A 15,030-nucleotide genomic window follows, 5' to 3' on the forward strand; every position below is an offset into this window, starting at 1 on the left:
GCGGTGTCCCTGGAAGGGGACACGGCGACACGCCGCAACCGGAGTGGATCAAGGTTGGGCCGGCCGGCCGGGCACGGTCAGAAGGCGCGGGCGTACTGGTCGGGCCAGCCGGGGTGGGCGCCGAGCTTGGCGGCGGCGCGGCGGGGCCAGTACGGGTCCCGGAGCAGTTCCCGGCCGAGCAGCACCAGGTCGGCCTCGCCGCCCGCGACGATCTGCTCGGCCTGCTCCGGCTCGACGATCAGGCCGACCGCGCCGGTGAGCACCCCGGCGTCGCGGCGGATCCGCGCGGCGAGGGGCACCTGGTAGCCGGGCCCGATCGGGATGCTCGCCCGGGCCGCCGCGCCGCCGGAGGAGGCGTCGACCAGGTCGACCCCGGCGGCGGCGAGTTCGCCGGCGAGCACGATGCTGTCCTCGACGGTCCAGCCGCCCTCGACCCAGTCGGTGGCCGAGATCCGGGTGAGCACCGGCACCCGCTCGCCGACGGTGGCGCGCACCGCGCGAGCCACCTCCAGGGTGAGCCGCATCCGGGCGGTCCGGTCGCCGCCGTAGCCGTCGGTGCGGTGGTTGGTCAGCGGGGACAGGAACTCGTGCAGCAGGTAGCCGTGCGCGGCGTGGATCTCCACCGCGCGGAAGCCGGCGTCCACCGCCCGGCCGGCAGCGGTGGCGAAGGCGGACACCACGCGGGCGATCCCCGCCTCGTCGAGCGCGGTCGGCTCGCGGTGGTCGGGCAGGAACGGCTCGGCGCCGGGGCCGACCGGGGTCCAACCGCCCTCGGCGTCCGGCACGCCGCCGCGTCGCTCGGCCCACGGCCGGTACGTCGACGCCTTGAACCCGGCGTGCGCGAGCTGCACCGCCGGCACCGCGCCCTGGGCGGCGACGAATCCGGTGACCGGGCGCCAGGCGTCGACGTGCGCGTCGGACCAGAGGCCGGTGTCCTGCGGGCTGATCCGCCCCTCGGGCACGACGGCGGTGGCCTCGGTGAGGATCAGGCCGGCGCCGCCGACGGCCCGGGAGCCGAGGTGGACCCGGTGCCAGTCGGTGGGCAGGCCGTCGGGGCCGGCGCTGTACTGGCACATCGGGGCGAGGGCGACCCGGTTGGGCAGGGTGACCGCGCGCAGGGTCAGCGGGGTGAACAGGGCACTCATGTCGGTGATCCTCCGTCAGCGGTGGCGAGGAGGGCCCTGCGGGGCAGGGCCCTCCTCGATCGGCGGTCGAGCCGGGCGGGCTCAGGCGGGGACCGGGGTCAGCCCGTCCTGCCGGGTCGGCCGCTCGATCTCCTCGGCGTCGGTCAGCTCACGCCGGCCGGCGGAGTCGTACGCGGCCCGGTCCAGGGTGCCCTCCCGCGCGGCGACGATGGTCGGCACCAGCGCCTGCCCGGCCACGTTGGTGGCGGTGCGGATCATGTCCAGGATCGGGTCGATGGCCAGCAGCAGGCCGGCGCCGGCCAGCGGCAGACCCAGCGTGCTCAGGGTCAGGGTGAGCATCACGATCGCGCCGGTCAGGCCGGCGGTGGCCGCCGAGCCGACCACCGAGACGAAGGCGATCAGCAGGTAGTCGGTGACGCCCAGGTCCACCCCGAAGACCTGCGCGACGAAGATCGCCGCCAGGGCCGGGTAGATCGCCGCGCAGCCGTCCATCTTCGTGGTGGCGCCGAACGGCACCGCGAACGAGGCGTACTCGCGGGGGACGCCGAGGCGCTCGACGGAACGCTGGGTCACCGGCATGGTGCCCACCGAGGAGCGGGAGACGAAGGCCAGCTCGATGGCGGGCCACGCGCCGGCGAAGAAGCGCAGCGGGTTGAGCCGGCCGGCCGCCACCAGCAGCAGCGGGTAGACCACGAACAGCACGATCGCGCAGCCGACGTAGACGGCGGTGGTGAACTTCGCGAGCGGGGCGATCAGGTCCCAGCCGTACGAGGCGACGGCGTTGCCGATCAGGCCGAGGGTGCCGATCGGGGCGAGCCGGATCACCCACCAGAGCGCCTTCTGCACGATCTCCAGCAGCGAGCGGTTGAGCGCCACGAACGGTTCGGCGGCCTCGCCGACGAGCAGCGCGGCGGCGCCCACCACCAGGGCGAGGAAGACGATCTGGAGCACGTTGCCCTCGACGAACGCGCCGACCGGGTTGGTCGGCACGATGCCGGTGAGGAAGTCGGTCCAGGAGCCGGTCTTCTTCGGGGCGCTCGCCGCGCCGGTGTCGAGCGAGACACCGCGACCCGGGTCGGTCAGCAGGCCGAGGCCGATGCCGACGCCGACCGCGATCAGCGCGGTGGCGCCGAACCAGAGCAGCGTCTTCAGCGCCAGCCGGGCGGCGTTGGCCACCCCGCGCAGGCTGACCACGCTGACCACGATGGCGGTGAAGACCAGCGGCGGGACGGCCAGCTTGAGCAGCTGGACGAAGAGGCCGCCGACGGTGTCGAGGGTGCTGGCCAGCCAGCTCAGGTCATTGGCGCGGGCGAGGAAGCCCAGCGTCACGCCGAGGACGAGGCCGAGCAGGATCTGTGCGGAAAAGGGAATCTTGCGCAGGGCGGAAGCCATGACGATGCGTCCAAGGTCTGTCGGAGGTCGGTGCGGGCGGCGTCAGAGAGCGGGCCGCGCCGGACAGACGCCGCTGGCCTGCAGTCGGAGATCGACGTACAGGCGCACGGTGAGGTGCCAGACATTGGTCATCGCCTGGCGACGCTACTCCCGGCCACCGCGCAACAGGAAGGACCGAAGGGCGTGAGGCTCCTTACAGGGCGGGTCTGCCGTCCGTTGACCGCTTCGTCACGGTCGGGTCCCGGCACAGGCCCAGCGCCGTCGCCGCCGCCAGGCCCCAGCCGAAGGTCACCGCCAGCAGCACCCGCTCCAGGCCGCCCACCAACCCGCCCCGACCGGCGATCAGCATGGCCAGCGCGATCACGCCGGACAGCGGCAGCGCCAGCGCCCCGCCCAGGGCCGAGATCCGGCGCAACGCGGGCGTCGTCGCCGGGGACCAGGCCAGCGCGAGCATCGCGAAGACCACCGCCGCGACCGCCGCGATGCTCGACCCGCCGTGCACCAGGTCCGCCACCGTCGCCGCCTCGAACGGCGGCAGCGGACAGCCGGTGCTGCACGTCACCACCGCGGAGAGCAGGGTGAACGCGCCGCCCGCGCCGAGCAGCGCCGCGGCGAGGCGCAGCGGCGCCGGCAGCGCGGCGGCGAGCAGCAGCAGCGCCGCGGCCAGGGCGAGGACCCCGATCCGGTACGTCGGGGCGTACGCGCTCTCGGCGACGCCGGCCTCGCTGACGTACCCGGTCAGGCCCGGACCGGGACCGGCGACCACGGCGACGATCACCGCGACGGTGCCGGCCAGGACGCAGCCGGCGGCGGCGGACGCGGCGGCGGCCCGGGCGGGGCCGACGGCCCGGTCCGGCTCAGCCACGCCCGTGCGGCGTGGTCCAGCCGTGCAGGTCCGGGCCGAGCGGCACGATGCGGGTCGGGTTGATCATCTCGTGGGTGGCGTAGTAGTGCCGCTTGATCTGGTCGAAGTCGACCGTCTCGCCGAAGCCCGGCGTCTGGAACAGGTCCCGCGCGTACGCCCAGAGCACCGGCATCTCGGTCAGCTTCTGCCGGTTGCACTTGAAGTGCCCGTGGTACGCCACGTCGAAGCGGACCAGGGTGGTGAACAGCCGGACGTCCGCCTCGGTGATCTGCTCGCCCATCAGGTAGCGGCGCCCGGCCAGCCGCTCCGACAGCGCGTCCAGCCGGGCGAAGAGCGCGCTGTACGCCTCGTCGTACGCCTCCTGGGAGGTGGCGAAGCCGCACCGGTAGACGCCGTTGTTGACGTCCCGGTGGATCTCGGCCATCAACGCGTCCATCTCCGGGCGCAGCTCGACCGGATAGAGGTCCGGCGCCCCCGGGGCGTGAAACCGCCGCCACTCGGTGGAGAAGTCCAGGGTGAGTTGGGGGTAGTCGTTGGTGACCACCCGCCCGGTGAGCGTGTCGACCAGCGCCGGCACGGTCACCCGCCCGGTGTAGTCCGGGTCGGTGGCCAGGTACGCGTCGGAGAGGAAGCCGATGCCCAGCACCGGGTCGAAGCCGTCCGGGTCGAGGTTGAACCGCCAGCCCCGCTCGTCGCGGATCGGGTCGACCGTGCCCAGCGAGACGACCTCATCCAGGCCGAGCAGGCCGCGCACGATCCTCGCCCGGTGCGCCCACGGGCAGGCGCGGCACCAGATCAGCCGGTAGCGGCCCGGCTCCAGCGGCCAGCGGTCCTGCTCGTCCGGCCCGCCACCGGGCGGCGAGGTGGAGTGCGGGGTGACCCGACCGGTGAACCGGTTGGGCTGGCGGACGAACGCGCCGCCGCCGGCGGTCTCTGCGCTGAACTGGGCCCGGGCCATGCCGTCAACCTATCGGCTCGGCCCGCGGATATCCTGGCGCTCGGGCGTCCCCGCGACCGGGGCGACGCCGAACCCCTTCCACCCCCGAAGGACAGCGCCGATGACCGTGGCATACCTCGTGGCCGGAGTCCGCACGCCGATCGGCCGGTACGCCGGCGCCCTCGCCGGGGTACGCCCCGACGACCTCGCCGCCCACGTGATCCGCGAGCTGGTCGCCCGCCACCCGTCGGTGGACTGGGCCCGCACCGACGACGTGGTGCTCGGCTGCGCCAACCAGGCCGGCGAGGACAACCGCAACGTCGCCCGGATGGCGGCGCTGCTCGGCGGGCTGCCCGAGGAGGTCCCCGGCAGCACGGTCAACCGGCTCTGCGGCTCCGGCCTGGACGCGCTGGCCACCGCCGCCCGGTCCATCGTGGCCGGCGAGGCCGACCTGGTGGTCGCCGGCGGGGTGGAGAGCATGAGCCGCGCGCCGTTCGTCATGCCGAAGGCGGCGACGCCGTTCGCCCGCACCGCCGAGGTGTACGACACCACCATCGGCTGGCGGCTGGTCAACCCGCTGATGAAGGCCGGCTGGGGCATCGACTCGATGCCCGAGACGGCGGAGAACGTGGCCGCCGAGTTCGGCGTCGACCGGGTCGCGCAGGACAAGTTCGCGCTGCGCTCCCAGCAGCGGGCCGCCAAGGCGCAGGCCGACGGCCGGTTCGCCGAGGAGATCGTGCCGGTGACCGTGCCGGCCGGGCGGCGCGAGACGAAGCTGGTCGAGGTCGACGAGCACCCCCGGGAGACGTCGCTGGAGAAGCTCGCCGCGCTGCCCACCCCGTTCCGCGAGGGCGGCACGGTGACCGCCGGCAACTCCTCCGGGGTCAACGACGGCGCGGTGGCGCTGCTGGTCGCCTCCGAGGCCGCGGTCGCCCGGTACGGCCTGACCCCGCTGGCCCGGATCGGCGGGGCCGCCGCGGCCGGCGTACCGCCCCGGATCATGGGCATCGGGCCGGTGCCGGCCACCCGTAAGCTGCTCGACCGGCTCGGCCTCGGCCTCGGCGACGTCGACGTGGTCGAGCTGAACGAGGCGTTCGCCGCGCAGGGCGTGGCGGTGCTGCGCGAGCTGGGCCTGCCGGAGGACGCCGAGCACGTCAACCCCAACGGCGGCGCCATCGCGCTCGGCCACCCGCTCGGCGCCAGCGGCGCCCGGCTGGCGCTGACCGCCGCGCTGGAGCTGCGCCGCCGGGGCGGCCGGCGGGCGCTGGCCACCATGTGCATCGGCGTCGGGCAGGGCATCGCGCTGATGCTGGAGTCCGCCGCCTGACCGTCGCGCCGGTCGGCGGCGCGAGATCGGGCGGCCGCCGGTGTCGCGGGCCCCGGGGCGCCGGCAGGTACCGCCGCCGGGACGCTGTCGGGCGGACAGGTGATCACCGCCCAAATGTGGATCTCCCGCGCTCGGGCGTACGCGCCTAGAGTGGTCAGCACCACACCTTCCGCGGGTCGGCCGGTGTCGCCTCCGCGTGCCTGCGCGCGTGCGGACACCGGTGCCCTCCCGCACCGCGGCGACGAACTGGGGCGAACCGATGCAGATGCCGGACGGAACTCCCGCCGAGATAGACCTGAGCCGGCCGAGCGCGGCCCGCGTCTACGACTACTTCCTCGGCGGCGCGCACAACTTCGAGATCGACCGGCAGCTCGCCGAGCAGATCGCCAGCATGACGCCGAACCTGGCGGCCACCATGCGCTCCGGGCGGGAGTTCCTGCGCCGGGCCGTCCGGGTGCTGCTCGACGCCGGCATCGACCAGTTCCTCGACATCGGCTCGGGCATCCCCACCGTCGGCAACGTGCACGAGGTGGCGCAGGCCGCAAACCCGCAGGCCCGGATCGTCTACGTCGACATCGACCCGGTGGCCGTGGCGCACAGCCTGGAACTGCTCGCCGGCAACGACCGGGCCACCGCGATCCACGCCGACCTGCGGGAGCCGAAGCTGATCCTGGACGAGGCCCGGGCCAGCGGCCTGATCGACTTCAGCCGCCCGGTCGGCATCCTGCTCGCCGGGGTGGTGCACTTCATCCCCGACGTCGACCGCCCGGCCGACATCCTCGCCGCCCTGCGGGCCGCCGCGGTGCCCGGCAGCTTCCTGGTCATCTCCCACTCGACCTTCGAGGACCAGCCGCAGGAGATGCTCGACGCGCAGCGGCTGTCGGCGCGTACCGCCACCGAGATCACGCTGCGCTCCCGGGCCGAGATCACCGGCTTCTTCGGCGACTGGACGATCCTGGAGCCGGGCGTGGTGCACATGCCGCTGTGGCGACCGGACTCACCCTCCGACGTGGACGAGCACCCCGAGCGGTTCGGCGCCTTCGGCGGCGTCGCCCGGTACGACCGCGCCGCCGGCTGAGCCCGACATGGCCGCCGTCCCGGACTCCGGCGGGGACGATCTCCACCGCCCCGGCGCCCAGCGGTACGCCGCCGACTGGGCCCGGGCGGTGCGCCGACTCGGTTTCGTGCCGCTGAGCGCGGACGAGACCGAGCGGCTGCTGCTCGTCCACACCGTACGGCTGGGCCAGGCCGTGCTGGCCCGGCAGTTCTCCGCCACCCCGGCGGAGGACGTGGGCCGGGCGCTGGTGGAGGCGCACCTCACCGAGCCCCGGGTGCTGGACTGGTCGGTGCACGCCCTCGGCCACCGGTTCCTGGCGCAGGTGCTGCCGGACCGGGTCCACCCCGCCGACGTCGCCGACCGGGTGGCGGCGTTGCAGGGGGCGCTCGCGGCCGGGTTCGCCCGCGCCCTGCGCAACCGGACCTTCAGCCAGCAGGAACGCATCGCCCGCTCGGCCTGGCAGGCCCGGGACGCGGTGGAGCGGGCGCTGCGCGACAGCGAGGCCCGCTTCCGCGCGGTCTTCACCGGCGCGGCGATCGGCATCGGCATCGCCGGCATCGACGGGCAGATCATCGAGGTCAACCAGTCCTTCGCCGACATGCTCGGCTACCCCGTCGACGAGCTGCGGCAGATCAACGTGGCGTCGCTGTTCCACGCCGACGACGCCGCCGGCATGTGGGAGCTGTACCAGGAGCTGATCGAGGGCAAGCACGACCACGCCCGGGTGGAGAAGCGCTACCACCGCAAGGACGGCACCGTCGTCTGGACCGACCTGGCGGTCTCGCTGATCCGGCACGACGACGGACGCCCCCGGTTCACGGTGGCGATGATCGAGGACATCACCGAGCGGTACGAACTCCAGCAGCGACTGCGGTTCCAGGCCCTGCACGACCCGCTGACCGGCCTGCCCAACCGGACGCTGTTCTTCGAGACCCTGGGGCGGTGCTTCGAGCGGGCCGGTCCGGAGCAGCGGATCGCCGTCTGCTTCCTGGACCTGGACGGCTTCAAGGCGGTCAACGACAGCCTCGGCCACGATCTCGGCGACCGGCTGCTGATCACCATCGCCCGCCGGCTGGCCGACTGCGTGGCCGGGCAGGGCCACCTGGTCGCCCGGATGGGCGGCGACGAGTTCGTCATCCTGGTCGACGGCGGCGACGGGCTGGACGACGCCGTCGGCGTCGCCGAACTGGCCCTGGCCGCCGTCTCCGCCCCGGTGCTGGTCGGCGACCAGCAGCTCGCGGTCTCCGCCAGCGTCGGCGTGGTGGAGTGCCCGGCTGCCGAGACCAGCGCCTCCGAGCTGATGAAGGCCGCCGACACCACCCTGTACTGGGCGAAGGCGGAGGGCCGGGGCCGCTGGGCGGTGTACGACCCGGAGCGCAGCGCCGCCGACATCGCCCGGTCGGCGCTCGCCGCCGGGCTGCCGGCCGCCCTGGACCGGGACGAGTTCGTGGTCCACTACCAGCCGATCGTCTCGCTGCTGGACGGGGAGATGCTGGCGGTGGAGGCGCTGGTGCGCTGGCGGCACCCCGAGCTGGGCCTGGTCGGGCCGGACCGGTTCATCGGGCTGGCCGAGGAGACCGGCCTGATCGTCCGGCTCGGCGAGTGGGTGCTGGGGCAGGCCTGCCGGGACGCCCGGGCCTGGCACCGCGAGTTCCCCGCGCAGCCGCTGGTGGTCAGCGTCAACCTGGCCGCCCGGCAGGCCGACGACCCGGCCATCGTCGACACCGTGGCGGGCGCGCTGAGCCGGACGGGCCTGCCGGCGGAGCTGTTGCAGCTGGAGCTGACCGAGAGCGCGGTGATGGGCACCGCCGGGGAGCCGCTGCGCTCGCTGCGCCGGCTCGCCGGGCTGGGCGTCCGGCTCGCCATCGACGACTTCGGCACCGGCTACTCCAACCTGGCGTACCTGCGGCGGCTGCCGATCCACTGCCTGAAGCTGGCCGGCCCGTTCGTCGAGGGGATCCGGGCCGAGGAACCGGACACCCCCGTCGACCACCGGGACGAGCGCATCGTGGACGCCCTGGTCCGGCTCGCGCACGCGCTGGAGCTGTCCGTGACCGCCGAGGCCGTGGAGACCGGCGCCCAGGCCGAACGGCTGCGGGCGCTGCGGTGCGACACCGGTCAGGGGCGCTGGTTCGGCCCGCCGATGCCGGCGCAGGAGATCACCGCCCGGCTGCGCGGCGGGGAGGCGGCGGCGTGAGCGCTCGGGTCGGGCGCGGCGGGGCGTACCCGGATGGTGGTCCCGCCGGGGGCCGTGCGCGACGGGCGGAGGCGGCGTGGGCCTGACCGATTCACAGGCGGCCGTGTCGGTGGTGGCCGCGCTGGCCATCCTGGCCGGACTGGCCGGCGTGGTGGTGCCCGGGCTGCCGGCGCTGCCGCTGTGCTGGGGCGGCGTGCTGGTCTGGGCGCTCTTCGGCGGCGCGGGCCCGGGCCGGTGGGCGGTGCTCGCCGCGGCCACCGTGGTCGCCGCCGGCGGCACCGTCGTCAAGTACGCCTGGCCGGGGCGGAACCTGAAGCGGACCGGGGTGCCCACCTCGTCGCTGCTCGCCGGCGGCCTGCTCGGGCTGGTGGGGTTCTTCGTGATCCCGGTGGTGGGGCTGGTGCTCGGCTTCGTCGGCGGGGTGTTCGGCGCCGAGCGGCTGCGCCTGGGCAGCAACCAGCTCGCCTGGCCGGCGACCGTGCAGGCGCTCAAGGCGGCCGGGCTGTCGATGATGGTGGAGTTCCTGGCCGGGCTGGTCGTCGCCGCCCTCTGGGTCGCCGGCCTGCTGTTCGCCTGAGCCGTCGCGCCGGCGCGCCGACTAACGTCGGGCACCATGCGGATCATTCTCGGAGGGCTCGGCGCGTGGCCCACCGCCCCGGCAGGCATGTTCCGGCTTCCTGGTGGAGCACAAGCGGTTCCGGTTGTTGGTCGGCCCCGGTTACGCGACCCTCCAGCCGCTGCTGCGGGCCCGGGTGCTCGCCGACCGGACCGGTCCGCCGCTGCCGGTGTACGCCCCCGCCGGCGGCCTGGAGCGGCTGCTCGCGATCGACGAGCCGGGCCTGGTCGACGGGGCGTACCGGCTTCGTGAGTTCGCCGCGGGTGAGAGCTTCGGACTCGCGCCGTACGCCGTGGACACTGGCCGCTGCCGCACTGGGTACCGAACGCCGGGGCCCGCTTCGCCGCCCGGGACACGGTGCTCGGCTACACCGGGGACACCGGTGCCAGCCCCGACCTCGTCGAACTGGCCCGGGACGTCGACCTGTTGATCGCCGAGGCCACCTACGTCGACACGATCCCGCAGCGGCATTCCGGGAACCTCTCCAACGGCCTGGAGGTCGGCCGGTATGCGGACCGGACACGCCTGGTTCCTCACGGCGTTCGGCGGCCCACCCTTCTTGCTCAGTGTTGGCCGATTCAGGCACCGGCCAGTGCGAGCCTCTGCTCGGCCTCGTCCGGTGCCAGCCACGATGCTCCGTCCAGGCTGGCCTTCTTCGTGTTGAACGCGTACACCCAAAGGCCTGCGGCCCAACTCGCTTGGATCTCACCTGCCGACCAGGCGCGGCCGGCAGCGCGCTGGTAGGCATCCAGGAACGCTGCTGACTCGGGAACCGTCGCGGCCCTGGGCGCCATCCCGCACGGCCACACGGACGCGGCCAGCCCGACCACCACAGCCTCCGGCGCGGCTGTGACGCTGTCCCAGTCGTGGACCACCAGCGGCTCGTCACCATTCCAGCGGAGGTTCTGCGCTTCCCAGTCGCCGTGTCCGATCACGACGCGGACTCCGGCCGGGGTACGCACGAACCGGCTCAGCCGACGACGGAGTCGCGCCCCAGTCTCGTCGAGCCAAGCCGTCGCGTGCTCGGCTGCGTTCAGGTCGTCGTCACGATCGTCGGCGACCGGCCAGACGCCTGGCAGCGCATGATTCCACGCTGTCCACGGCAGATCCGGTTCAAAGGTGCCGACCGTTGCCGGCCGGGGTGCGAGAGTGATGAATCGCGCCAGCAACCCGGCGAACCGGCTGACGGGGTCGGTCTCCGGCGCCAGCGATCCTCCGGGCACGCACGCCTCAGCGCTTACCGCAAGGCCCTCCTCGACCACCGGGCCAGCCAGTGGCTCAGGAGCGGGAAAGCCAGCGCGCCACAGCGCTCGCTGCACAGTCGCACACCCAGCGAGGCGTGGTGAGTACGGCCGTACCTTGACGATCACCTCGCGCCCTTCGGGCAACCGCACACAGAAGACCCGCGACAGGTGGCCTGAGATCAACCGGACATCCTCGACTGCGGAGCCGAGGTGATGCTTGCACCAGCGACCCACGTCGAACGTCATGCGCCAAACCTACGCCGGTGACCCGACACCCGGATCCCGGCCAGCCTGCTGCACAACGTCCGCTCATCGGCTACCTCCGGTGCGGACACCCCACCCCGCCGGCTGGCCTTGAGCGGACACCCAACACCACGATCGCCGCCGCAGCTTCACCGGATCCTTCGCTGTCCGAGTGATCCGCTGCAGCTTCTGACTCTCCGGCATCGACACGTCCCGGACGAGCACCTCAGGCTTGCGGCCCATCGACCACCTCCTCCGTCAGCAACCGTTGGAGACACCCTGCCCGACCCGCCGCCAGGATCGATGCATCACCCAGTCAACGTCGCGTGCGAGGCACCAGTTGGCGGATCCTGGGGCGGGGCGTGCACGCCGGAGGCGTCGTCGGACGCCAGCTAGAGCTAGACGATCGGCGGGCTGGATCAGGCAGCCAGGAAGGCGAGGACCTTCGGCCAGCCGTCGCTGCGGGCCGCGGCGTCGGCGTCGCGGGTGCCGCCCAGCGTCCTGGCTACGTCAGTGCCCGGAGAGATCTGCGACGTGCCCGCGGCGAGGTACGGGAAGCTGCCGACACCATGGCCGGCGTCCGGATAGATCAGGGCCTGGTGCGCGGTGGTGACCTGGGCGTCGTCGAGGCGTTGCATGATTCGCTGCGCCTGCGCGGTGGACCGCCAGACCCGGTCCTCGCCGCCGCCGATGGCGAGGACCGGACCGGCCACATGGGTGACCGGGATGGCGGTCCGCGGCACTGGGGCGCCGCCGATGGTCCAGGCGCTGCCACCGTTGGGAAAGCCCGGCCAGACGGTGTCATTGGGCGCGTACAAGATGGCGCCGCGGACGAGGTCGGGGTAGGACTCGGCCAGCAGCAGCGCCGCCTCAGAGCCGCGGGAGTAGCCGTTGACAACCACCCCACCGGGATCGGCCCCCGGCTGCGCGCGCAGGAGCCGCGCCGCCGTCACGAAGTACTCCAGCGGTATTTCGCGCAGGGTTTCGGGCAGACCGGGTACGCCGAAGTAGCCCAGCGCCAGCGCCGGGTGGCCGTGCGAGGCGAGCAGCGCCGCGTCGTACTTCCGCCCCACACCGCCCTCGGACCCGCCGAGGAGCAGCACGCCGGGACGGCTCACGGCACCCCGGGGCGGCAGGAACAGGACTCCGGCCGCTCCGTCAGCGCCGAGCGTCAGGGTGCGGTGGGTCACACCGGTCGCGGTCCACTGCCGGGTCAAGGTGCGCGCCGCGATCTCCCGGCCGGCCGCGGTCACGGTCAACCGGACCTCGAACGCCCCGGCCACCTCAGGGGACCCGGGACTGAACCATGCCTGGTCCGGATCGCCGGTAGGCGGCCGCATCGACCAGAACAGACCCATGCCGTCGGCGCCGCCGTACGAGCCCGACACGGGCGCGGACTGATCGAGGTCGACGGCGCCGTCGCCGTTCGCCGTGAAGGTCGCCTCCCCGCGCCAGTGCCGGCCCTGGGCGTCGGCGGCCTGCGACGCGACGGTGACGGTCTCCCGGGCCAGCAGGCCCGACACCCATACACGAACGGGCTGATCAGCCAGGGCAGTCTCGGCGTCCACTCTGATCGTGGCGTGCGTCGAATGCCGCGCTGAGCACGCCGCGGCACCACCAGACACGACCACGGCGGCGGTCAGGCCGACGAGCCAATGGCGAACGCCCACGCCGTAAAGGGTCACGCCGTAAAGGGTAAAGCTAAGCCGTCTCGCGCGAACGCCTTGCCCAGCCGCCAGCGTCGCCGCAGCGCCGACTCTCCTCGCACCACCACGGCTACGGCGGCGAGTCGCGCGGCGGCCACGAGACCGAGCGCCCCCACGGCATTGCCCGGCCTCGTCTCGCCGGAGGCTAAAACAACCATGGGAGCCCTCCGCGTGCTCAGCGCCACCTGTCCGACGTGCCTCGTGGACGATGCCGATGCCGATGCCGATGCCGGTGAAGCCGAAGTCCTGTTGGCGGACGGCCGCCTGCCGCTGCGGAGACTGAATCGTTCATGGAAAAAGTCGTTCAAGAAGAACGTCGCCTTCGTAGCGTGGGTTCGCCTTGGATCGGAAGGAACGACGCCATAGGTGGGGCGCCACGGAGCCCGCGTTGATCATGGGGTCGCTCCCTTCTTGCCAAAGCGGAACCGCCCGGACGAAGGGGCGGCGGCGCGGGGTACCCGTCGGGTACGGCGGATCGCCGTACGAGTGAGAGAGAGGTGAGCGCCCCGCGCCGCCGCGGACCGGGCGTTGCCGAGCGCCCGGCGGAAGGCCCGTCGCGATCGGGCCTGGTCACGGGCTCAAGCATGCCGCCGGGCCACCCCGGTCGGCAATGCAATTTGCGAGTTCGGAACCTGCGACGGATTGACCGCGGTGATCCCACGGGACGAGACTCGGGCGCACTCGTACCGGGGATCACCTCAGGGAGGTGCGAAGTGGCCACGACGCCCTCGCCGACCGCCGAGCAACCGATGGACGACGACGCCCGACGGCTCGCCGAACTCGGTTACCAGCAGGAGTTGCGCCGCAAGTGGAGCGGCTTCTCCAACTTCGCCATCTCGTTCTCGATCATTTCGATCCTGGCCGGCTGCTTCACCACCTTCGGCCAGGCGTGGAACAACGGCGGCCCGGTCGCCATCTCCTGGGGCTGGCCGCTGATCTCGCTGTTCATCCTGATCATCGGCTTCTGCCTGGCCGAGCTGGTCTCGGCGTACCCGACGGCGGGCGGCATCTACTGGTGGGCGGCGAAGATGGGCCGCCCGGTGCACGGCTGGTTCACCGGCTGGCTCAACCTGATCGGGCTGGTCGCCGTCACCGCCTCGGTGGACTACGGCTGCGCGACCTTCCTCAACCTGACCCTGTCGGCGCTCTTCGACGGCTGGGCGGGGACGCTGCGCCAGGCGTTCCTGCTGTTCGTGGTCATCCTGGTGCTGCACGGGTTGATCAACATCTTCGGGCACCGGATCATCGACGTGCTCCAGAACGTCTCCGTCTGGTGGCACGTGGCCGGCGCGGCGGCCGTGGTGGCGATCCTGCTGCTGGTGCCGGACGACCACCAGAGCTTCAAGTTCGTCTTCACCGAGCGGTTCAACAACTCCGGCTTCGGCGACGGCGACACCGGCGGGCTGACCTTCTGGTTCTACGTGCTCCCACTGGGCTTCCTGCTCACCCAGTACACGATCACCGGCTTCGACGCCTGCGCGCACGTCTCCGAGGAGACCCGGGGCGCGTCGCAGGCCGCCGCCAAGGGACTCTGGCGGTCGATCTTCTATTCCGCGGTCGGTGGCTGGATCCTGCTGCTGGCCTTCCTCTTCGCCGCCACCGACGTCGACGCGATCAACGAGGCCGGCGGGTTCTCCGGGGCGATCTTCGAGACCGCGCTGACGCCGTTCTTCTTCAAGGCCGTCATCATCATCTCCACCATCGGCCAGTTCTTCTGCGGGATGAGCTGCGTGACCTCGATGAGCCGGATGACGTACGCGTTCAGCCGGGACCGCGCGGTGCCCGGCTGGCGGTTCTGGTCGAAGGTGGACCGCAACGGCACCCCGGTCAACGCGATCATCGGCGCCACCCTGGCCGGGCTGGTGCTCACCCTGCCCGCCCTCTACGAGAGCCCGTCCGGCATCCCGGTCGCCTTCTACGCCGTGGTCTCGGTGGCGGTGCTCGGGCTCTACCTGTCGTTCGTCATCCCGATCGCGCTGCGGCTGCGAATGGGGGACCGGTTCCAGCCCGGGCCGTGGACGCTGGGCCCGAAGTACAAGCTGCTCGGCTGGATCGCGGTGATCGAGATCGCCGTCATCTCGGTCTACTTCGTGCTGCCGATCGTCCCCGCCGGGGTGCCCGGCAACGCCGACTTCAGCTGGTCGGCGGTGAACTACGCGCCGCTCGCCGTGGGCGGGTTGCTGCTGCTGGTCGCCGTCTGGTGGTACGCCTCGGCCCGGAAGTGGTTCACCGGCCCCCGCCGTACCGTCGACCTGCCGGCGCCGCGAGCGGCCACCGACGCCGCGCGGGCCGACGAGGAGC

11 protein-coding genes and 2 pseudogenes are annotated in these 15,030 nt (G+C 73.1%); 7 read left to right on the top strand and 6 right to left on the bottom strand.

Annotated elements, in window-relative coordinates:
- Positions 1 to 77: 77 nt before the first annotated feature.
- The 4 genes and pseudogenes from KBX37_RS15895 to KBX37_RS15910 all read right to left on the bottom strand — a co-directional run bounded on the left by KBX37_RS15895 (position 78) and on the right by KBX37_RS15910 (position 4,360).
- Positions 78 to 1,145, bottom strand: coding sequence for an NADH:flavin oxidoreductase/NADH oxidase (locus KBX37_RS15895; RefSeq protein ID WP_210776730.1), 1,068 nt, complete (start codon positions 1,143 to 1,145; stop codon positions 78 to 80).
- An 81-nt stretch (positions 1,146 to 1,226) separates the two neighbouring features.
- A complete protein-coding gene (locus tag KBX37_RS15900; protein ID WP_210776747.1) occupies positions 1,227 to 2,525 on the bottom strand; it encodes a dicarboxylate/amino acid:cation symporter in 1,299 nt (432 codons plus the stop codon).
- A 205-nt stretch (positions 2,526 to 2,730) separates the two neighbouring features.
- A complete protein-coding gene (locus KBX37_RS15905) occupies positions 2,731 to 3,315 on the bottom strand; it encodes a DUF998 domain-containing protein (RefSeq protein ID WP_374103755.1) in 585 nt (194 codons plus the stop codon).
- Positions 3,312 to 4,360, bottom strand: a pseudogene (locus tag KBX37_RS15910) (glutathione S-transferase family protein). The gene KBX37_RS15905 and the pseudogene KBX37_RS15910 overlap by 4 nt, the downstream one beginning before the upstream one ends.
- 100 nt (positions 4,361 to 4,460) lie before the next feature.
- Between KBX37_RS15910 and pcaF the strand changes: the two are divergent.
- The 5 genes from pcaF to KBX37_RS15935 all read left to right on the top strand — a co-directional run bounded on the left by pcaF (position 4,461) and on the right by KBX37_RS15935 (position 9,966).
- Positions 4,461 to 5,666, top strand: coding sequence for a 3-oxoadipyl-CoA thiolase (gene pcaF, locus KBX37_RS15915; RefSeq protein WP_210776732.1), 1,206 nt, complete (start codon positions 4,461 to 4,463; stop codon positions 5,664 to 5,666).
- 259 nt (positions 5,667 to 5,925) lie between these two features.
- Positions 5,926 to 6,744, top strand: a complete 819-nt coding sequence (locus KBX37_RS15920) for an SAM-dependent methyltransferase (protein WP_210776748.1) — start codon at positions 5,926 to 5,928, stop codon at positions 6,742 to 6,744.
- A gap of 7 nt (positions 6,745 to 6,751) precedes the next feature.
- Positions 6,752 to 8,920: a bifunctional diguanylate cyclase/phosphodiesterase gene (locus tag KBX37_RS15925; protein WP_210776733.1), complete on the top strand. Its 2,169-nt coding sequence runs from the start codon at positions 6,752 to 6,754 to the stop codon at positions 8,918 to 8,920.
- A 76-nt stretch (positions 8,921 to 8,996) separates the two neighbouring features.
- Positions 8,997 to 9,497 carry a DUF456 domain-containing protein gene (locus KBX37_RS15930; protein WP_154943530.1) on the top strand — a complete coding sequence of 167 codons (501 nt, stop codon included), beginning with the start codon at positions 8,997 to 8,999 and terminating at the stop codon, positions 9,495 to 9,497.
- Positions 9,498 to 9,600: 103 nt separating this feature from the next.
- Positions 9,601 to 9,966, top strand: coding sequence for a hypothetical protein (locus KBX37_RS15935; RefSeq protein WP_247658158.1), 366 nt, complete (start codon positions 9,601 to 9,603; stop codon positions 9,964 to 9,966).
- 148 nt (positions 9,967 to 10,114) lie between these two features.
- On the opposite strand, the gene KBX37_RS15940 is transcribed toward KBX37_RS15935, so the two are convergent.
- Both KBX37_RS15940 and KBX37_RS15945 read right to left on the bottom strand, forming a co-directional pair.
- The gene (locus KBX37_RS15940) at positions 10,115 to 11,026 is read right to left on the bottom strand and encodes a phosphotransferase (protein WP_210776734.1); all 912 of its coding nucleotides are present in this window, start codon (positions 11,024 to 11,026) and stop codon (positions 10,115 to 10,117) included.
- Positions 11,027 to 11,442: 416 nt separating this feature from the next.
- Positions 11,443 to 12,708 carry an acyl-CoA thioesterase/bile acid-CoA:amino acid N-acyltransferase family protein gene (locus KBX37_RS15945; RefSeq protein ID WP_307849086.1) on the bottom strand — a complete coding sequence of 422 codons (1,266 nt, stop codon included), beginning with the start codon at positions 12,706 to 12,708 and terminating at the stop codon, positions 11,443 to 11,445.
- A 192-nt stretch (positions 12,709 to 12,900) separates the two neighbouring features.
- On the opposite strand from KBX37_RS15945, the gene KBX37_RS15950 reads away from it, so the two are divergent.
- Both KBX37_RS15950 and KBX37_RS15955 read left to right on the top strand, forming a co-directional pair.
- Positions 12,901 to 13,095 (top strand): hypothetical protein, encoded by a 195-nt coding sequence (locus tag KBX37_RS15950; RefSeq protein WP_210776736.1) that lies wholly within the window; start codon positions 12,901 to 12,903, stop codon positions 13,093 to 13,095.
- Between the two features lie 383 nt (positions 13,096 to 13,478).
- Positions 13,479 to 14,942 (top strand): annotated as a pseudogene (locus tag KBX37_RS15955) (amino acid permease); the annotation flags it as partial.
- Between the last annotated feature and the right edge of the window lie 88 nt (positions 14,943 to 15,030).

The sequence above is a fragment of the Micromonospora sp. U56 genome (genome assembly GCF_018070095.1).
In the GTDB taxonomy this organism is placed as follows: domain Bacteria; phylum Actinomycetota; class Actinomycetes; order Mycobacteriales; family Micromonosporaceae; genus Micromonospora; species Micromonospora purpureochromogenes.